Below are 18,497 nucleotides of genomic sequence, written 5' to 3' on the forward strand. Positions count from 1 at the left end.
CCCGGCGCAGCAGCCGGACGGTAGTTCACAACGAGGCAAACGTTGCCTGATGCGGCACTAGTCTCCGCCGTCGCAGTCCTGATCATCGCCTGCCCGTGCGCCCTCGGCCTGGCCACCCCGCTGTCCATCATGGTCGCCACGGGCAAGGGCGCCCGCGCCGGCATCCTCATCCGCTCGGCCGAAGCGCTGGAGACAGCGCACAAGCTGGACACGGTCGTGCTCGACAAGACCGGCACCGTCACGGCCGGCAAGCCCACCCTCACCGACGTCGAACCCGTCGGCGGGCAGGCGGCCGAGGAACTGCTGGCCCTGGCCGCTGCCGCCGAGACCGACAGCGAGCATCCCCTGGCCACCGCGATCGTGGCCGGAGCCCACACTCGCGGTCTGTTCCCGCCGCAGGCCGCGACATTCGACTCGATCACCGGCAAGGGCGTGCGGGCCACCGTCTCGAGGCACACCGTCGAGGTGGGTACGGCCCGGCTGCTGGGCGAGTCCGGCATCGACACCGGCGCGCTGGAGCCGATCGCCGAGCGGCTGTCTTCTCAGGGCAAGACTCCGATCATGGTCGCCGTCGACGGGCACGCGGCCGGGGTACTGGCCGTCGCCGACACCGTCAAGGACGACTCGGCCGCCGCGATCGCCGCGCTCCGCCGACTGGGCGTCGACGTCGTGATGCTCACCGGCGACAACGCCCGCACCGCCTCGGCCATCGCCGCGCAGGTCGGCATCGGCCGGGTCCTGGCCGAGGTCCTGCCCGAGCACAAGGCCGACGAGATCCGCCGCCTGCAGGCCGAGGGCCGCACCGTCGGCATGGTCGGCGACGGCATCAACGACGCCCCGGCGCTGGCGGCGGCCGATGTCGGCCTGGCGATCGGCACCGGCACCGACGTGGCGATCGAGGCCGCCGACATCACGCTCATCTCCGGCTCCCTGGCCGGTGTGGTCACCGCGATCCGGCTGTCGCGCGCGACCATGCGCAACATCCGCCAGAACCTGTTCTTCGCCCTGGCCTACAACGCGGTCGGCGTTCCCGTCGCCGCCGGAGCCCTCTACCCGCTGCTCGGGCTGCGGCTGAGCCCCATGCTGGCTGCGGCCGCCATGGCGGCAAGCTCCCTGTCGGTGGTCGGCAACGCCAACCGGCTGCGCCGTCACACCACCCCGCCGCTGCCTCCTGCGGGCGACATCCCGGCGCTCCAGCCAGGGGTGGAGACCCCGTCGCGTTCAGCGGATACTTCGCCGCACGCTGACCACGGGGACGCCGGCCACGGAGGAGACACCGCCTCGCCCTCGTGCCACGGCACCGCATCCTCCCCCGCCGCTACCGGCCACCACGACGGTGGGCCTCGATGAGCACCCGCGACTCCCTCGCCGCCCGGCCGGGCGCACCCGGCCAGGCGGCCCGGAGCCACGGCAACGTGACCAACCGGCTCCGGCGGGCCAACGGGCAACTGGCCGGAGTGCTGCGCATGTACGAAGACGGCCGCCGCGGCGTCGACATCCTCGACCAGCTCGCCGCCATCCGGGCGGCCCTGGACGCGGTGGCCCTGCTCATCCTGGACGATCAGGTGGCCGCCTGCGCCCGCCAGGCCGCCGAACACGACGACCTCGAGCGGGCGACCGCGGACCTGACCGCCACCGTGCGCCGATACGTCCGCAGTCGATGAAGGACCCGCCTCATGACACCCATCGAACCGGCACCCGATCAGCCCGGCACGCCTCCGGGAGCCTAGGCTTCCCCGGCGAAACGGGGATGGCTGCGCAGCGTATGGGGTGCCCTGGTCGGAGCCATCGGCGCGGTGGTCGGCATCGCACCGCACGTCCTGCATCATGTCGGATTCCTGGCCGGAGCCGGCATCGTCGCCGGAGCCGGGGGCGCCGCGCTGTTCGGCGTCCTCGGCCTTGTGGCGTCCGTGCCGTTGCTGCTGCGGCTCCGCCGCCGCTTCGGCACCTGGCGGGCGCCGGCGATCGCGCTCGCGGTGTTCGCCGTGATGTTCTCGATCTCGACGTTCGTCCTCGGCCCGGCCATCAGCGGCGACACCACCGAAGCGCCCCGTGACAGCCGGCCGGCTCCCACGGCCGACCACACCGGCCATCATGGTGAATGACCGGAGGCGGCATGGGCCCGAAGGCCTACTTGACGTCGCTCTGCCCGGACAGCCAGGTGCGGAAGTCTGCGATCTCCGCTTCCTGCGTGCTGATTCCCGCAGCCGCCACCCGTAGCTCAGCGTGGACCGCGCGCGATTGCGGTTCGAGGAGCTCCACGACACCGCCGGAGTGGTGTGGGATCATCTGCCGCACGAAGGCGATACGGCGACGGCACGATCACCACGATCGAGGGCAACACCGGCAACGGCAAGGTCGAGCAGCGCATCCGGCCCAAGAACGAGGTCGTCGGTTACGGCTACCCGCAGTACGCCTCCTAAAGATCAGGATCTGGTATGGGGGCACGGCGCGCGCCGTGCCCCCTCCACCGGTTTCCCTACCCGCCGCACGACGGGCGTTCACCACCGTCCAATTGAATCCCCTCCCATCGCTGATCTTCACGCCCCACTCGGCTCGCCGCCAGGGCTTGCAGCGAGTGCGGGTGCGGTGTGCGGCTGCTTCAGCGGGGCGTACGAGCCGCGTACCAGGTCACCGTCTGCCGCAACCCCTCCAGGGAGGTGGCGGGGCGCCGACCGAGCACATCAACCCCCGGGCGAGACCGGCGGCCTGGGCGGCGTCCCTGTTGCGGGTGCGACGCGCGGGCTACTTCGGCTGCCAGCGGCCGATCTTCTTGGAGACGAGGGTGGCGCCGAGGCGCTCGTAGAAGCGTTGCGCGGCCACGTTGCTCTCGGCGACCTCCCAGCGGATCGGCCTGCCGTCGGCGGCGTCGGCGGCGGCCCGCATCAGCTGTTCTCCCACGCCTTCTCCGCGTTCGGTTCCGGTCACATACAAATCGTCCAGGGCGAGGTAGTCCTGGCCGGACCACAAGCCGATCCGCTGCAGCCAGGAGACGTAGCCGACGGCCCGGCCGTCCCGCTCGGCGATCAGGTAGGTGATCTCCGGGCGGGTGAGCATCCGCTTCAGGTCGGCGACGCTCACCGTGACGGCCCAGGCCTGGTCGTGGTGCTCGGCCAGGCCACGGATGAGGTCGTGCACGGTGGAGGCGTCATCGGGCGTGGCGCGACGGATCGCTATCACGGAGGGTCCTTCCGGGCGGGGTTCAAGGGGCGGGTCGAAGGGCTGTGCGTTTTCAGAGCGGCTGTCGCCGCGCCCGATGGATGGTTGACGGGGCTGGCCGGGCAGCCGGAAGCCTTCCGCATACCAGGCAGAACAGTACGGGGGCAGGCATCCGCATGAGGGAGCTAAACCCTACCCTGGATAGGTATATACGGGGTGGGCGGGTCCGATGGGAAAGAGAACGTTCCGAAGGGTGGATCAGCCGTGTTCGGCGTGCTGGCCGTGGTCGGTGACCTGGGCGTCGAACCACGCGTGCAGCGCTGTGATCAGGGACGCGTCGGGGGTGGTGTAGGTGATCTGGGCGCCGGCGGGCAGCTCGGCGTAGTCGATGGCGATGCGGTCGTGGCCTTGTTCGAGCTCGCGCAGGCCCGGCATCTGGCCGCCGTGGATGGAGGCCGGATCGCCGTAGTCGCCCTTGCTGAAGCCGGCCGCCTCGGCGGTCAGGTGTTCGCGGATCAGGGCGACCTGCTCGGTGTCGGCCGGGTCGTCGGAGGTGACCGTCTGCACCCCGCCGGTGGCGGACGTGGCGAAGCGGTGCGTGGTGCGCTCCAGGTCGAACGGCATCACCTGCCGGCTCCTGGCCGCGATCTCGGCCTGCCGGGCGGCCAGCGCCTGCTGCTCGCTCTGGCCGATGAGCACGTACGCCGCCGCGGCGGCGACGGCGACCACGACGGCCGCGAGTGCGGCGAGCAGCACCCGGGTGCGCCGGTTTTCACGTTTCATCGATGGCCTCCGTGAGGATGGTCAGGGCGCGCAGCACGTCGGCGCGTTCGCCCTCGGGGACACGGTCTAAAACGGCGGAGAACCGCTCGGCTCTGGCCTCGGCCAGCCGGGCTGCGGCCTGCACTCCGTGCGGGGTGAGCTGGACCAGCACGCCGCGCCCGTCGTCGGGCGCCGGGGTGCGCTCGGCCCAGCCGCGGTTGATGAGCTGCGTGACCAGCCGGCTGGTGGTGCTTTTCTCCAGACGGAGCCGGTGGGCCAGCTCGCTTTGGCGCAGCGCGCCGTCGCGGGCGAGCTCGCCCAGGGCGTGGGCTTCGGAGGTCGGGATGGGCTGCCCGCAGGGGGTCTGGTCGGGCTGGTGGAGGCCGAAGGCCCGGACGAACCGGGCCACGGCCTCCTGGAGGTCTGACGCCTCGGCGGACATGGTTCGACCGTACAACCATTTGGTTCGACGGTGCAACCAGTTTCGGGGCGGGGCGGACCGGATCAGTCGCCGAGGGGTATCGGGTCGTACCAGCCGGCGGGGGCGGTCAGCAGCTGCGCCACTGTCAGCGGTTCGGCGGCGACGGGGATCTGCAGCTGCCCGGTCGCGGTGCCGTCGATGCTGGTGGAGGTGGCGCTCCACTCGGCGGTGATCACGCTCGGTGCGGGCGCGGGGACGATCAGGACGATGCCGGGCAGCAGGATGCTCTGCCGGGAACGCAGGTGGACCGCCGGGAAGGTGATGGTGGCCGAGCCGCCGTTGGCGATGGCGGGCCTGGCGGTGGGGGCGGCACCGGGATAGCGGACGGTCGCCGGGCGCGGCGTGCTCAGGCCCGGCACAAAGGAGCCGGAGGTGCGGTGCGGCCCGAACGGCCGGGGCCGGTCGGGCAGGGCCACGAACGGCTCGTTGGCGGCCGTCGATCCGGGCGGGCGCGGGTGGACCGCGCTGGCCTGGCCGGGTACGGAGAGGTGCAGCTCGACCTCGGCGAGGTTGGACGTCAGGCAGTTGACCAGCTCGATGCGCAGCGGCGGCACATGCGCCGCCGCGCCGGCGGGCACGAGCCTCGGCCAGCGCTCGGCGCATCTGCGCAGGTAGGCGGCGATCTCCTGGCGGTACTGCTCTGCGGTGCGCTGCTCGGGAGTCTCCTGGGGCGCCAGGCCGCGCAGGGCGCGGGTCATGGACTCGCCCGCGGCGCGCAGGGCGGCCTGGGAGGCCAGGTAGGCCCTGGCGGGATCGGCGGCCTCGGGCCGGCGCTGGGGCCGCAGGGGCTCCATCAGGGCCTGTTCTTCGGCGGTGAGCCACTGCTGGAGCGCGTGCTCGCCGATGTCGACCGGGGTGACCGGCGCGCCGGCGGCGAGACGGACGTCGACCTCGATGTGGCGCGCGCCGCGCTGGACGCGCCGGACGAGCGCGTCGACCTCGCGTGCCCGGGCGGGACGCGACTCGCCGTTGCCGCGCACGTAGATGGTGCCCTCGCGCATTCCGTCGAGCTCCTTGCGCAGGCAGAAGATCGGATCTCCCCAGCGGGGAGGCTCGACGTCGATGATGAGGACCGGGGCGCTGGCGGTCGGGCGCGTGAGGGTCAGGTAGGTGGCGCGCCAGCGGGGGCCATCTGGGCCGAGGTAGGGCTGCAGTCCCTTGTCGAGCTCGACGATGTCGACGGGGGTGACGCCGTCGAGTGCGCCCGGGCTGATGCCGACGAGGAGGAAGGCGTGGCCCTCGGCGAAACGCGCCGCCTCATCCGGCATGCGGTTGGCGAATGCGATCACTGCGCGGGCGATGTGGACGAAGGCGTGCTTGGTGGTGAGGTCGAGGGTGGATTTCCACTCCAGCCAGCTGCCCTCGTCTGCGGGGCCGGCATCGAAGACCGCCTGGGCCAGCGCCAGCAGGTCGTGCGCCCGTACGGGCGCGCGGGTGATGTCGAGGTTCAGTGCCATGCCGCTCCTGCCTGTCACCGGCTGTGCGATTCACTGTCAGCATGCCCGAGCGCGGCGACAGTTCGCTCGGGCCGGGCCATCGCCGCTGCTCGGTGAGACCGGCGGCCTGTCCCGAGCGCGGGGCAGGCCGCCGCACGAACAGCGCCCCGGCCGCAGGCCGACCTGCGCCGTAAGGAGACGCAGCTGCCGTGACGCCGCGCGGCACCCGGCCCTGCACGCCTTGCGAGCACGTCGGCCAGGTTCGGCCCGCCGAATGCCCGGGGCCGGCCGCCACTTGAGGAATCAAACCCCATGGGGGTATGTTACGACCCGACAGCAGATACCCCACCGGGGTACATGAAGGGAAGACGCCCATGTGCACGGCATGCTCCTGCAGCACCACCGACACCACCTCCGCCCCGGCCGGGACCGGCGCGAGCGCCGTCTACACGGTCACCGGCATGACCTGCGGGCACTGCGTCTCGTCGGTCTCGGCGCAGGTCGGCCGGATCCCGGGCGTGACCGGTGTGGCGGTGGACCTGCCCACCGGCGCGGTCACCGTCAGCGGCGCGGGATTCTCCGACGAGCAGGTCCGCGCGGCGGTGGAGCGGGCCGGCTACGCCCTGGCCGACGCGGCGCCCGCCTCCGCCTGAAGGCCCGTAAAGGACGGTCCCGGACAACAGACGGTGGGCGTGCACTGGCATGCACGCCCACCCGCGGGGCCGGTCCGAATCGACAACACACCCAACCCCCTACCCGCATCCTGCCACCTTTCGGCACGGAGGCGAGAAACCAGGAGAACGGCATGAACGCCGTCAGTCCCCGCAGGTGGCAAGCACTCATCGTGCTGGCCGCCGCGCAGTTCATGGTCATCATGGACACCTCCATCATCGGCGTCGCGTTACCCGACATGCAGCGCGACCTCGGCTTCACCCCCGGTGGCCTGCAGTGGGTGTTCAACGCCTACGTCGTCGCCTTCGGCGGCCTGCTGCTGCTCGGCGGCCGATTGTCGGACCTGCTCGGCGCCCGGAAGGTCTTCACCGCCGGCTGGATCGTCCTGATCGCCGGGTCGGTCGTCGCCGCGGCGGCGTCCACCGCCTGGGTCGAGGTCCTCGGCCGGGCCGTGCAGGGTGTCGGCGGTGCGCTCATCGCCCCGGCCTCGATGACGCTGCTCATGATGCTGTTCGGCCACGACCGGCGCGAGCTGGGCAAGGCCATGGCCCTGTACGGCGCCGCCGCCCCCGCGGGCGGCACCGCCGGAGTGTTCCTCGGCGGTGTCATCACCGAGTACCTGAGCTGGCCCTGGGTCTTCATCGTCTACGTCCCGATCGGCCTGCTCACGCTGGCCGCCGTCCCCGCCCTGCTCCCGGCCGTCGCCGGCCGGCGCGGCTCGCTCGATCTGCTCGGCGCAGCCACGGTTACCGCGGGCATCGCGCTGGCCGTGTTCGCCATCGTGCGCGCTCCCGAGCAGGGCTGGAACTCGGCCGCCACGCTCGCGGAGCTGGCCGGGGCCGTCGCACTGCTGGTGGCGTTCCTGCTCATCCAGCGCAACGTGCGCGAGCCGCTCATGCCGCTCGCGATCTGGCGCACTCCGGGTCTGGCCACCGCCAACCTGGCCATGGCGCTGCTGGGGGCGGCCTGGATCCCGATGTGGTACTTCCTCAACCTCTACCTCCAGCAGGTGCTGGGCTACGGCGCCTTCGCCAGCGGCGCGGCGCTGCTGCCGATGACCGTCGCGATCATGATCTTCATGATCGGTGTCACCGCCCGGCTGCTCGGCCGCTTCGGCGCCAAGCCGCTCATCGTGCTGGGTCTGGCGGTGCTGGCGGCCGGGGTGGCAGGCCTGTCGCTGGTACGCCCGGACGGGGCGTTCGCCTCCGACGTGCTGCCCGCCTCGCTGGTCGCGGCCGTCGGCATGTCGCTGGCCTACATCCCGGCGATGATGTCGGCGATGTCCGGAGCGCGGCCGGAGGACAGCGGGCTGGCCTCCGGCATCGTCAACACCACCTACCAGGTCGGGTCCGCGCTCGGCCTGGCGGTCATGACCGCGATCGCCACCTCGCAGGGCGCAGCCGAGCCGGGCAGCGCGTCCCGGCTCACCGACGGCTTCCAGGCCGCCTTCATCGGCGCCGGGACCGTCGCGGCGGCCGGTGCCGTCCTGACGGTGCTGCTCATGCGCCGGCCGAAGCCCGCGGTCACCGAGCAGGACAACCGGCCCGAGGCGGTCCGGGCCTGACCCGGTCCGCCCACAGCGCCCGCCTGGGTGTTCACCCGCGCAGCGCGGCAGGCCGTCATCGCAGCGGACCGCTTTGATCAGGATCATCGGGCGTGCCGCCCGGAGGTTTCCTCCGGGCGGCACGCCTGTCGTGCAGGGCAAGGAGACAACAAGACAACGGGGCAGCGGTGGCTCCCGTCCGGTCACGACCGCAAGGGGATCAGTTCGTACCCGGCCTTGCGTACGGTGGCGGCGACCTGGCCGACGGGCAGTGGGCTGGCACTGATCACGGTGACCTGCCCGGTGGGCAGATCAGCGGTGACGTTGCTCACGCCCTGTAGCGCGCCGAGGGCGGCGGTGACGGTGCGTGGTTTCAGGAGGGCGGGTCCATTCTTCGTTCCTGAAATCAGGTGCGGGCGCATCCTGCGCAGGTCATCCCGGCGACCGTGTACACGGTGGTCGTGGTCATGTGCTCTCTCCTTCATGGGGATCTGCCGGACAGGCAGCGGACGGCCGGGTGGTCGGGCATGGGGAGCACCGCAGGCCGGTGCGGCGGCGGGATGGAGCGGACGGCTGGCACGATGACGGCCTATCCGGCGGTCATGGCCTCGGCGTGGTCGATGGGGCAGGCGCTGGAGAAGCGTTCGCGGTAGGTGGCCGGGGCGATGCCCAGGACGCGCTGGAAGGCGCGGCGCATCGTCTCGGCCGAGCCGAATCCGCAGCGACGGGCGATGACCTCTGTGGCGGTGTCGTCACCGGTCTCCAGCAGCACCTGGGCGGCTCTGACCCGGATCTGCTCGACGTAGCGGCCGGGGGTGATGCCGACGTCCTTGGTGAAGCGGCGGGAGAAGTGGCGGGGGCTCATCATGGCGCGGGCGGCCATGGCCTCGGCGCAGTGGTCGGCAGCCGGATCGCGGGCGACGGCCTCCATCACCTGGCGCAGGGCCTGGTCGCCGACGTCGGTGGGGCGGGCGCTGGTGGCGAACTGGGCTTGGCCGCCGGGGCGGCGCAGGTAGACCAGGAACAGCTTGCCGATCTGCCGGGCCAGGTCGGCGCCGTGGTCCTCTTCGACCAGTGCCAGGGACAGGTCGATGCCCGCGGTGGTCGCGGCGGCGGTGGAGACGCGGCCGTCGCGCACGACGATGGCATCGGCGTCCACTTGGACGTCGGGGAACAGGGCGGCCAGCTCCGCGCAGGAGGACCAGTGGGTGGTGGCGCGCCGTCCGTCGAGCAGCCCGGCGGCGGCCAGGACGAAGGCGCCGGTGCACACCGAGGCCACCCGCCGGGAACGGGCCGATAACCTGCGGACCTGCTCGACCAGCGCCCGGGCTTGGCCGGTGGCGTCGGTGGCCACGTCCTCGTCCCCGCCGGCCACGATCAGGGTGTCCACCGGGCCGGTGATCTCGGCCAGCGCGGCATCGACCGCGATGCGCACGCCGCCCACGGCCCGGACCGGCCGGCCGTCGGGCGAGGCGACGTGCACGGTATAGGCGCCGGTCTGCTCGGCCGCCTCGCCGAACACGTCCACCGGGCCGGCCAGGTCCAGCAGCTGCACGCCGTCGTAGACGGCGATCACCACCAAGCGGCGGCCAGCGGATGCGCGGTCGGGTGCTGCGTCGTTCACGACCGACAGCTTGGCGGTGTCGACTGACTGTCCGCAATGGCCTGCACCCCACCGATCCGGACACAGCGGTGATGTCTGAATCGGTGGGATGCAGGTCATTGCGGACAGCCGCCCGGGCCACGACAGTGAGATCGCCGTGATCGGTGGTGCGGACGGCTTCTGGAGCAACCGCACGGACCGATGTCCGGCTGCGCTCCGCCCGCTACCGGCCGGTTGCGTCGAATGAATCCACGAGAATCGAAATACGGTAGGGGGGTATGGTGTTGTGAGAGATGAGAGCACGATGACCGGGAGGCGGGGACATGGCGGGATACACCCACGACAGGCAGGACCACCTCAAGCGGCTGCGCCGCATCGAGGGGCAGGTTCGCGGCCTGCAGCGGATGGTCGAGGAGGACAAGTACTGCATCGACATCCTCACCCAGGTCTCGGCGGCCAACCGGGCCCTGCAGTCCTTCGCCCTGGCCCTGCTGGAGGAGCACATGGCCCACTGCGTGGCCGACGCCACCGCCAAGGGCGGCGCCGAGGCCGAGGCCAAGGTCAAAGAGGCCTCCGAGGCCATCGCCCGCCTGGTGCGCTCCTGACCACCCTGGCCACTGGATCGATCAGCAACGACAAGGAGTGATCATCATGACCACCACCTACACCGTCGCCGGGATGACCTGCGGCCACTGCGTCAGCTCGGTCACCGAAGAGGTCAGCGCCGTCCCCGGCGTCACCGGTGTCGACGTCGACCTGGCCGCCGGCCGGGTGAGCGTCGACAGCGACGGCCCGATCGACCCCGCCGCGGTCGCGGCCGCCGTGGAGGAGGCCGGGTACGAAGTGGTGACGCCGTCGTGAACACCCCCGCCAAGCTGGGGGCCTACGCCCTCGGACTCGCCGTGGTCTTCGGTGGGGCGCTGGGGATCGGCAACGCCGTCGGCGCTGTCGCCTCCCCACCCGCCGCGCAACCCCACACCGTCCACGAGGCCCCGAGCGCGACTCCCCGCCGACCCGCCGCGGCGGCCCCGGCGTCCCTTCCAGGAGGCCTTCAGATGTCCGAAAGCGGCTACACCCTCACCCCGCAGACGACGACCGTCCCACCCGGCGAGGCCACCGACTTCCGGTTCACCGTCACCGGGCCCGACGGCCGGCCGCTGACCGGTTATCAGACCCAGCACGGCAAGCAGCTTCACCTCATCGTGGTCTCCCGCGATCTGGGCGACTTCCGGCACCTGCACCCGGCCAAGGCCGCCGACGGAACCTGGTCGGTGAAGCTGACCCTGCCGGAGGCGGGCGTCTACCGGGCGTTCGCCGACTTCGCCCCCGAAGGCGGCCATGGGCTGACCTTGGGAACGGACCTGCACGCCGCCGGTGACTACACGCCCAGGGCGCTGCCCGAGGTGAGCCGCACCGCCACGGTCGACGGCTACACGGTGGAGCTGGGCGGGGAGCTGGTCCCCGGCGCCTCCAGCGCCCTGACGCTGACGGTGAGCAAGGACGGCAAGCCGGTCACCGACCTGCAGCCGTACCTGGGCGCCTACGGGCACCTGGTCGCGCTGCGCGCCGGAGACCTGGCCTACCTGCACGTGCACCCCGACGGCGAGCCCGGCGACGGCACGACGGCGGCCGGTCCGGGCATCACCTTCCACGCCGAGGTGCCCAGCCGCGGCGACTACCGGCTCTTCCTGGACTTCCAGCACGAGGGAGTCGTGCGGACCGCGGCCTTCACCGCCCACGCCGGCCAGAGCCCGGCCCCGACGGCGACCCCCGCCCGTCCTGCCGACACGGCGCCCACGCCGCGGCCCGCAGCAACCCCTGAGAAGTCCGGCTCGCACGGCGAGCACACGCACTGACGCACATGCGCGACGCGAGAAAGGAACGGTGACGTCGATGTCCCCCGTGACCGACGACAGACCACCGGCCGCCACCGGCGCGGTCGAGCTCTCCATCGGCGGCATGACCTGCGCGTCCTGCGCCAACCGCATCGAGCGCAAGCTCAACAAGCTCGACGGCGTGACCGCGACGGTCAACTACGCCACCGAGAAGGCCAAGGTCACCTTCCCCGAGGGCCTCGACCCGCAGACGCTGATCGAGCAGGTGGAGCAGGCCGGCTACAGCGCCGCGCTGCCCGCCCCGCCCGCCGGGCACACCGCCGGGCAGGCCGCCCCGCAGGAGGCGGCCGACGAACTCGCGTCGCTGCGCGCCCGCCTGATCACCTCCGTCGTGCTGGCCGTGCCGGTGATAGCGATGGCGATGATCCCGCCCCTGCAGTTCACCCACTGGCAGTGGCTGTCGCTCACCCTGGCCGCTCCGGTCGTGGTCTACGCGGGCTGGCCGTTCCACAAGGCCGCCTGGACCAACCTGCGGCACGGCGCCGCCACCATGGACACCCTGGTCTCGCTCGGCACGATCGCCGCGCTCGGCTGGTCGTTGTGGGCGCTGTTCTTCGGCAGCGCGGGCACGGCGGGGATGACCCACCCGTTCGCGTTCACCATCGAGCGCACCGACGGCTCGGGCAACATCTACCTGGAGGCCGCCGCCGGGGTGACCGCGTTCATCCTGGCCGGGCGCTACTTCGAGGCGCGCTCCAAGCGCCGCGCCGGCGCCGCCCTGCGGGCGCTGCTGGAACTGGGCGCCAAGGACGTCGCCGTGCTGCGCGGCGGCACCGAGGTCCGCATCCCCAGCAACCAGCTGGTGGTCGGGGACCGCTTCGTGGTCCGGCCCGGCGAGAAGATCGCCACCGACGGCGTGGTGGAGGAGGGCTCCTCGGCGGTGGACGCCTCCATGCTGACCGGCGAGTCGGTGCCGGTGGAGGTGCGGCCCGGCGACACCGTGGTCGGCGCGACCGTCAACGCCGGCGGGCGGCTGGTGGTGCGCGCCACCCGCGTGGGCGCCGACACCCAGCTCGCCCAGATGGCCAGGCTGGTCGAAGACGCCCAGACCGGCAAGGCCCAGGTGCAGCGCCTGGCCGACCGCATCTCCGGGATCTTCGTCCCCATCGTGATCGCGCTGGCCGTCGGCACGCTCGGCTTCTGGCTCGGCACCGGTGACGGCGCCGGGGCGGCCTTCACCGCCGCGGTCGCCGTACTGATCATCGCCTGCCCCTGCGCGCTGGGCCTGGCCACCCCGACCGCGCTGCTGGTCGGCACCGGCCGCGGCGCCCAGCTCGGCATCCTGATCAAGGGCCCCGAGGTCCTCGAATCGACCCAGAAGATCGACACCGTGGTGCTGGACAAGACCGGCACCGTCACCGAGGGCAGGATGACCCTCGTCGACGTGCACCAGGCCGACGGTGAGGACGCCGAGGAGGTGCTGCGCCTGGCGGGCGCCCTGGAGCACGCCTCCGAGCACCCCATCGCCCAGGCGGTCGCCCGCGGCGCGGCCGAGCAGGTGGGTGAGCTGCCCTTCCCCGAGGACTTCGCCAACATCGAGGGGCTGGGCGTGCGGGGCGTCGTCGACGGCCACGCCGTGCTCGTCGGCCGCCCGCAACTGCTGGCCGAGTGGTCCCAGCACCTGCCGGTCGAGCTGGAGCGCAAGCTCGCCGAGGCGCAGGCGGCGGGCCGCACCGCGGTCGCGGTCGGCTGGGACGGCCGGGCCCGCGCGGTCCTGGTCGTCGCCGACACCGTCAAGGCGACCTCCGCCGAAGCCGTCCGGCGACTGCGCGCGCTGGGCTTGACCCCGGTGCTGCTGACCGGCGACAACGAGGCCGTCGCCAGGACGGTCGCGGCCGAGGTGGGCATCGACGAGGTGATCGCCGAGGTGCTGCCCGCCGACAAGGTGGACGTGGTCAAGCGGCTGCAGGAGCAGGGCCGTACGGTGGCCATGGTGGGCGACGGTGTCAACGACGCCGCCGCGCTCGCCCAGGCCGACCTGGGACTTGCGATGGGCACCGGCACCGACGCCGCCATCGAGGCCTCCGATCTGACCCTGGTCCGCGGCGACCTGCGGGTGGCCGCGGACGCGATCCGCCTGTCGCGGCGGACCCTGGCCACCATCAAGGGCAACCTGTTCTGGGCCTTCGCCTACAACGTGGCCGCCCTGCCGCTGGCCGCCCTCGGCCTGCTCAACCCGATGATCGCAGGAGCGGCGATGGCGTTCTCCAGCGTGTTCGTGGTCACCAACAGCCTGCGCCTGCGCGGCTTCAGATAGGAACCGCCGCTGCAACCGAGTGGAGCCCTTCCCCCGGTTCGGGGGAAGGGCTCCACTCGGTTGCGGCATGAACGATGATCTGCCGCACCCCGACGGCCTGCAGCGCTATGGTCCCGGCAACCCTTCGGCACCCTCCGCGCTGCTTCTGATGGCGGCGGAGGCGTGGCCGGCAGCGGGGAGCGAGCGGTGGATCTGCCCGCTTTCGCGTACGGATCTCAATCAGCTTGGAAGGAATACTGAAGTCAGGCTGGAGGTTGAGCGTGCCAGGAGGTGCAGACATGATCACCCAGCGGGTTGACGCCGAAGTCGCGGTGTGGCTGCGTTGGACGGTGCCCTGCTACTCCACGGTCCCCCGGTCCGTCCCGCTCCCCTAGCGACTCTCCAGAGGCCAGGGGACGGGGATGTCCTCTTGTCCCGTGGAGTCTCGTCATGTCCATCGCCGTTCTGACCGCCCATTCCGCGCTCTTTGTCCAGGCGTTCGTCACCCTGCTCGTCATCTTCGATCCGCTGGCCGCAGTGCCGATCTTCCTCACCCTGACCCGTAATCAAAATCCGGCCGGTCGCCGTCGAACAGCCCGCGTGTCCGTGCTCGTCGCCGCAGGGATCGTCTCCGTCTTCGCGATCGCCGGTAATCGCCTGCTGGACGCGCTGGGTATCTCCCTGCAGGCGCTCCAGGTCGCCGGTGGAGCGCTCCTGGCGCTCATCGCACTGGATCTACTCAAAGCCGACTGCGCCAAAGAGCGCGCCAACGCCGAAAGCGGCGCCGTGGCCTTCGTCCCGCTGGGCACGCCGCTGCTGGCCGGGCCTGGAGCCATCGCCGCCGTCATGCTCTACATGGAAAAAGCCGGCAGCTTCGCTGCGGTAACCGCTGTGGTTCTGGCTCTGGTCGCCGCGCTCGTCCTGACTTGGATGACGCTGCGGTTCTCTTCCCTCATCGGCCGCGTCCTCAAGGACAACGGGCTGAACCTCATCACCCGGATCATGGGCCTGCTCGGTGCGGCGATCGCCGTACAGCTCGTCGCCGGGGCCGTCCAGCATTGGGCGCGGTGGGGTGTGGGATGAACACGTGACCACTTTCTACTACTTTCCATAGCAGGGCTTGCGGCATCGTCATTGCTGTTCCCCTCTGCCAGGTATGGCCGGATGAGCCTGGCCCCGGCCAAGGTGATGATGAGGATCACGCCCTTCCGCGACAGCTCTTCCCTGGTGGAGGCCTGTTCTTCTCCGCTTACCCGCCACGGCAGCGGCGATCACAGCCTGATCGCCACCGGGTATCGGATTGCGTACATATCACCAAGTCTTTACTACTATGCTTCGTTTTGCCTCGGCCCTGGTGGCCGGGCTGCCTAATCCTTGGCGCGTTGCCGGGGAGCCGGGGAACCACCGCACCTGGGGTGAACCACTTCGGTGGAAGGGCTTTCTCCAGCCCGAACCCGTCAGCTAACCCGGTCGGCTGAAGGAGAGGAGAGTTCGTGGCGGCTGCGTCCCCCGCATCCCCTGCGTTCCGTCGTCATGCGATCGTGGCCGCCTTCCTGGCCGCGGGACTCGGTTTCATCCTCGGCGTCCCTACCGCGGGCAGCGCGGCCCCCAAGCCCACTGAGGCCGAGCTCAGGAAGGACCTGGCCAGGCTCAACAAGAAGGTCGACACCCTCATCGAGGCCTACGCCGCCAAGCGCGAGTCGCTGGCCAAGGCGCACAAGGCCGAGGGCGTCGCCAAGAAGAACCTGCGCAAGGCCGAGGAGGCATTCACCGCGGCCAAGGGCGAGGTCGATTCCATCGCCCAGCTCCGCTACCAGAGCAGTTCCGGCGACCTTCCGGCGCTGCTGTTCCCCGGTGACATGGGCGGCGCCGCGCTGATGGAGCAGCTGCTCGCCCAGCAGAGTGCCCACTTGGAGGGGTTCACCCGTAGCCGGGACGCCCGCAAGCGGGCCGCCGAGCGGGCCGCCCGGCTCACCGAGCAGATCCGGGGGGAGGCCGAGAAGGTCGAGGACCAGCGCGAGGAGGCCGAGCGGCTCATCCGCGACATCAAAAAAAGGCTCGACCAGCTTGTCCCGCTGGGTTCCGGCCGCCGCTCCAACGGCAGCTGGGCTCCCCAGCTGCCCAACGGGCCCGACAACATCACCGATCGCACCCGGAACATGCGCGATGCCATCAGCAGACGCTTCAGCCTCCCTTACGCGGTCGGCTGCTACCGGGCGGCCAACGACGGCGGCGAGCACCCGCTCGGGCGCGCCTGCGACTTCATGATGAGCGCCGGTGGTGCGATGCCCTCGGCGGCCAATCTCAAGCTCGGCGACGAGATCGCCGACTGGGCGATCAAGAACAAGGACAAGCTCGGCGTCAAGTACGTGATCTGGCGCCAGCGCATCAACCAGGGCTCGGGCTGGCGCTTCATGTCCGATCGCGGAAGCATCACCGCCAACCACTACGACCATCCGCACATCTCGATGTACTGATCTTCAGCCCGGTGCCGCCCAATCGGCACATGATGGAGCGACGCCGGACCGAAGCGGAAAGGCAGCCCTCCTCTCCTCCTCCCGCCGGGCGATAGACCTTCCCCATATTCCGACATATGGCAACGAAGAGGGGTATAACGCTCCTGTGTGGCAGACATCTGCGTGGACCGGATCCTGCGATGCCGAGGAGCGTATCGCGGGATGCACGTGCTCCTGCCCACCCAGCATTTCGCGAGGCCTACCCGCCAGAACTAAGGACCGGCCCGGTGGGCGAGGCAGGAGGGAGACCTCACATGAGCGATCGTCATGTTTTTTCTCCGCTTCTTCCCGACAATCTGCTACGCGCCGCCGTCTGCATAACCTTCATCACCTGCGCCCTGCCCATCGGTGCTCCCGCCTTCATGGCCGATGCGCCCCAGCAGACCCAGCCTGACGATGCGCGCCTGAGCAAAGGCGCCGCACCGCCACCAGCCGGCAAGCTGCCCCCAAAGAAACCCACCCCGGCAGAGTCGCTGCTCAAGGTGGCCGAAAAGCAGATCGGCATCACCGAGAACACCGTCGGCGGTGGCACCAAGTTCCACTCCTGGTACATGGCCTCGCAGCGCGCACAGGAGACTCTGGCCCGTGACGGCGGAGTCATGGAGAACTACGCCAACGCACCCTGGTGCGCGATGTTCATCTCCTGGGTCGGCGAACAGGCCGGCCTGCGGTCCGTCATCGGCGCGGACGCCTACGCCATCGCCTGGGCCGGATGGTTCCAAGACCGCCACCGCTGGGGCCACCTGGCCAAACCCGGCGCCCTTGTCTACTTCGACCTCGACAGCGACGACGATCGCGGCATCTACAAGATCGACCATATGGGCCTGGTGGAGCGCGACAACGAGGACGGCACGATCACCACGATCGAGGGCAACACCGACAAGGGCAAAGTCGAGCGGCGCATCCGACCCACCTCCGATGTCGTCGGCTACGGCTACCCGCGATACCCCTCCCCAGCGAAGGCGGCGACCCGCCATCCCAGCAGCACGAGCCCGCCCGGCCCCGGTACAGACCAGCCTGGTACAGGCCATGAAGCAGGCCGGCCTCGGTCGTGATCCGGCAATGCCTGCACCAGTCAAGATCCGCCTCTATGGGCCCCGGCCTGGTGGAATGGCCCGTTCTTCTACGGGAACATACCTGCTGCGCTCGGCACGGCCGCTGGCTATGCATTCGGGGGCCGGATCCGTGCCAGAGGGCTCCGGATCCGCCTGCGGTGCGGTCCGGGCATATTCGGGGACTTTCTAAAGGGGGCATTAGCATGATCGACGAGCGATCTCTGTCCGCTCGGCTTACGCTGAGCGCCGTGGCCGGGATCGGGGCGCTGGTTCTCCTGACTGGCTGCGGCGGCGAGGATTCAGCGACCGCTCCCACCGGTGCGGCGACCAGTGCTCCGACGACGACGGCGGCCAGCCAGCCGCCCAGTGCGGCCTTTAACGACGCCGACGTGACGTTCGCACAGACGATGATCGTGCACCATCAGCAGGCCGTGGAGATGGCTGAGCTGGCCCAGACACGCGCTGCGGATTCGGAGGTCAAGGACCTGGCGGCCAAGATCAAAGCCGCCCAGGATCCGGAGATCACTACCATGACGGGCTGGTTGTCGGCCTGGGGGAAACCGACGGCTCCGGCGGAAGGTCACGGCGGGCACGCCATGTCCGGGATGATGACCGAGGAGGATATGGAGAAACTCAAGGCGGCCACGGGTGCGGAGTTCGACCGCATGTTCTTGGAGATGATGATCGCTCACCACAGCGGCGCCATCGAGATGGCCAAGACCGAGCAGGCGCAGGGCATCAACCCTGAGGCCAAGCAGCTGGCCGCGACCATCGTGACCGCCCAGCAGGCCGAGATCGAGCAGATGCGCAAAATCCTCGACCGCCTCTGAACCTGAGGAAAAACCGACCCGAGCTCACATCGCGACGGCAGGGACAGCGCGGTAGTCAACGGCTCGTCGGCCCCCAGGACGGGTGGCTATTGCGGCCGGTGTGGTCATCTGTCAGCGAGCCGTACCGCAGTGGATGATGGACCTCGTCTCGGCGAGTACGCCGGAGCGCCCGTTTGCGCTCGCCGACGGCCGCACGGGGCGCCGCGCATGCGGTCCCCCGTTGCGGCCGGATGCGGGCGTTATGCCTTGTACTGCGGGTAGCCGTAGCCGACGACCTCGGTCTTGGGCCGTACGCGCTGCTCGACCTTG

The 18,497-nt window shown here is 70.8% G+C and carries 21 protein-coding genes and 1 riboswitch; of the genes, 14 read left to right on the forward strand and 7 right to left on the reverse strand.

Features of this window, described 5'->3' with window-relative positions; all coding sequences use genetic code 11:
- Window positions 1–42 precede the first annotated feature (42 nt).
- The 3 genes from IEZ06_RS33910 (at window position 43) to IEZ06_RS33920 (ending at window position 2,105) form a co-directional block, all read left to right on the forward strand.
- Complete coding sequence (locus IEZ06_RS33910; RefSeq protein WP_229799071.1) at window positions 43–1,350, forward strand: heavy metal translocating P-type ATPase; 1,308 nt, start codon at window positions 43–45, stop codon at window positions 1,348–1,350.
- Complete coding sequence (locus IEZ06_RS33915; RefSeq protein WP_189240763.1) at window positions 1,347–1,664, forward strand: metal-sensitive transcriptional regulator; 318 nt, start codon at window positions 1,347–1,349, stop codon at window positions 1,662–1,664. The genes IEZ06_RS33910 and IEZ06_RS33915 overlap by 4 nt, the downstream gene beginning before the upstream one ends.
- Before the next feature lie 132 nt (window positions 1,665–1,796).
- Window positions 1,797–2,105 carry a hypothetical protein gene (locus IEZ06_RS33920; protein ID WP_203872340.1) on the forward strand — a complete coding sequence of 103 codons (309 nt, stop codon included), beginning with the start codon at window positions 1,797–1,799 and terminating at the stop codon, window positions 2,103–2,105.
- A gap of 25 nt (window positions 2,106–2,130) precedes the next feature.
- Here IEZ06_RS33920 and IEZ06_RS37795 read toward each other — a convergent pair whose 3' ends face one another.
- Window positions 2,131–2,289 carry a DUF305 domain-containing protein gene (locus tag IEZ06_RS37795; protein ID WP_189240764.1) on the reverse strand — a complete coding sequence of 53 codons (159 nt, stop codon included), beginning with the start codon at window positions 2,287–2,289 and terminating at the stop codon, window positions 2,131–2,133.
- On the opposite strand from IEZ06_RS37795, the gene IEZ06_RS33930 reads away from it, so the two are divergent.
- Complete coding sequence (locus tag IEZ06_RS33930) at window positions 2,280–2,423, forward strand: hypothetical protein (RefSeq protein ID WP_229799073.1); 144 nt, start codon at window positions 2,280–2,282, stop codon at window positions 2,421–2,423. The two genes, IEZ06_RS37795 and IEZ06_RS33930, sit on opposite strands and share 10 nt — an antisense overlap.
- A gap of 322 nt (window positions 2,424–2,745) precedes the next feature.
- On the opposite strand, the gene IEZ06_RS33935 is transcribed toward IEZ06_RS33930, so the two are convergent.
- The 4 genes from IEZ06_RS33935 to IEZ06_RS33950 form a co-directional block, all read right to left on the reverse strand.
- Window positions 2,746–3,180, reverse strand: coding sequence for a GNAT family N-acetyltransferase (locus IEZ06_RS33935; RefSeq protein ID WP_189240765.1), 435 nt, complete (start codon window positions 3,178–3,180; stop codon window positions 2,746–2,748).
- 237 nt (window positions 3,181–3,417) lie between these two features.
- A complete protein-coding gene (locus tag IEZ06_RS33940; protein ID WP_189240766.1) occupies window positions 3,418–3,942 on the reverse strand; it encodes an aspartate carbamoyltransferase in 525 nt (174 codons plus the stop codon).
- On the reverse strand, window positions 3,932–4,363 hold the full coding sequence (locus tag IEZ06_RS33945) for a MarR family winged helix-turn-helix transcriptional regulator (RefSeq protein WP_189240767.1): 432 nt from the start codon (window positions 4,361–4,363) through the stop codon (window positions 3,932–3,934). The genes IEZ06_RS33940 and IEZ06_RS33945 overlap by 11 nt, the downstream gene beginning before the upstream one ends.
- Before the next feature lie 62 nt (window positions 4,364–4,425).
- Window positions 4,426–5,859, reverse strand: coding sequence for an AlbA family DNA-binding domain-containing protein (locus IEZ06_RS33950; RefSeq protein WP_189240768.1), 1,434 nt, complete (start codon window positions 5,857–5,859; stop codon window positions 4,426–4,428).
- Window positions 5,860–6,212: 353 nt separating this feature from the next.
- On the opposite strand from IEZ06_RS33950, the gene IEZ06_RS33955 reads away from it, so the two are divergent.
- Window positions 6,213–6,491, forward strand: coding sequence for a heavy-metal-associated domain-containing protein (locus IEZ06_RS33955; RefSeq protein WP_189240769.1), 279 nt, complete (start codon window positions 6,213–6,215; stop codon window positions 6,489–6,491).
- A gap of 152 nt (window positions 6,492–6,643) precedes the next feature.
- Window positions 6,644–8,074 carry an MFS transporter gene (locus IEZ06_RS33960; RefSeq protein WP_189240770.1) on the forward strand — a complete coding sequence of 477 codons (1,431 nt, stop codon included), beginning with the start codon at window positions 6,644–6,646 and terminating at the stop codon, window positions 8,072–8,074.
- Window positions 8,075–8,256: 182 nt separating this feature from the next.
- Here IEZ06_RS33960 and IEZ06_RS33965 read toward each other — a convergent pair whose 3' ends face one another.
- Both IEZ06_RS33965 and IEZ06_RS33970 read right to left on the reverse strand, forming a co-directional pair.
- A complete protein-coding gene (locus IEZ06_RS33965; protein ID WP_189240771.1) occupies window positions 8,257–8,475 on the reverse strand; it encodes a heavy-metal-associated domain-containing protein in 219 nt (72 codons plus the stop codon).
- A gap of 167 nt (window positions 8,476–8,642) precedes the next feature.
- The gene (locus IEZ06_RS33970) at window positions 8,643–9,677 is read right to left on the reverse strand and encodes a GlxA family transcriptional regulator (protein ID WP_229799075.1); all 1,035 of its coding nucleotides are present in this window, start codon (window positions 9,675–9,677) and stop codon (window positions 8,643–8,645) included.
- A gap of 302 nt (window positions 9,678–9,979) precedes the next feature.
- Here IEZ06_RS33970 and IEZ06_RS33975 point away from each other — a divergent pair, with 302 nt between their 5' ends.
- The 8 genes from IEZ06_RS33975 (at window position 9,980) to IEZ06_RS34010 (ending at window position 18,188) form a co-directional block, all read left to right on the forward strand.
- The gene (locus IEZ06_RS33975; protein WP_189240773.1) at window positions 9,980–10,261 is read left to right on the forward strand and encodes a metal-sensitive transcriptional regulator; all 282 of its coding nucleotides are present in this window, start codon (window positions 9,980–9,982) and stop codon (window positions 10,259–10,261) included.
- A gap of 46 nt (window positions 10,262–10,307) precedes the next feature.
- Complete coding sequence (locus IEZ06_RS33980) at window positions 10,308–10,517, forward strand: heavy-metal-associated domain-containing protein (RefSeq protein WP_189240774.1); 210 nt, start codon at window positions 10,308–10,310, stop codon at window positions 10,515–10,517.
- Window positions 10,514–11,512, forward strand: a complete 999-nt coding sequence (locus tag IEZ06_RS33985) for a DUF8832 domain-containing protein (protein WP_189240775.1) — start codon at window positions 10,514–10,516, stop codon at window positions 11,510–11,512. Before IEZ06_RS33980 ends, IEZ06_RS33985 begins: the two co-directional genes overlap by 4 nt.
- A gap of 37 nt (window positions 11,513–11,549) precedes the next feature.
- Window positions 11,550–13,808, forward strand: coding sequence for a heavy metal translocating P-type ATPase (locus IEZ06_RS33990; protein ID WP_189240776.1), 2,259 nt, complete (start codon window positions 11,550–11,552; stop codon window positions 13,806–13,808).
- Between the two features lie 429 nt (window positions 13,809–14,237).
- Window positions 14,238–14,870: a MarC family protein gene (locus IEZ06_RS33995; protein ID WP_189240777.1), complete on the forward strand. Its 633-nt coding sequence runs from the start codon at window positions 14,238–14,240 to the stop codon at window positions 14,868–14,870.
- A 271-nt stretch (window positions 14,871–15,141) separates the two neighbouring features.
- A riboswitch (cyclic di-AMP (ydaO/yuaA leader) is annotated at window positions 15,142–15,277 on the forward strand.
- Window positions 15,278–15,280: 3 nt separating this feature from the next.
- Entirely contained in the window at window positions 15,281–16,264 is a 984-nt protein-coding gene (locus IEZ06_RS34000) for a coiled-coil domain-containing protein (protein ID WP_189240778.1), read from the forward strand.
- A 293-nt stretch (window positions 16,265–16,557) separates the two neighbouring features.
- Window positions 16,558–17,358, forward strand: a complete 801-nt coding sequence (locus tag IEZ06_RS34005; protein WP_189240779.1) for a CHAP domain-containing protein — start codon at window positions 16,558–16,560, stop codon at window positions 17,356–17,358.
- A gap of 203 nt (window positions 17,359–17,561) precedes the next feature.
- On the forward strand, window positions 17,562–18,188 hold the full coding sequence (locus IEZ06_RS34010) for a DUF305 domain-containing protein (RefSeq protein WP_189240780.1): 627 nt from the start codon (window positions 17,562–17,564) through the stop codon (window positions 18,186–18,188).
- Window positions 18,189–18,497 lie beyond the last annotated feature (309 nt).

The organism is Planomonospora antibiotica (assembly GCF_014647955.1).
GTDB classification, from domain to species: Bacteria; Actinomycetota; Actinomycetes; order Streptosporangiales; family Streptosporangiaceae; genus Planomonospora; species Planomonospora parontospora.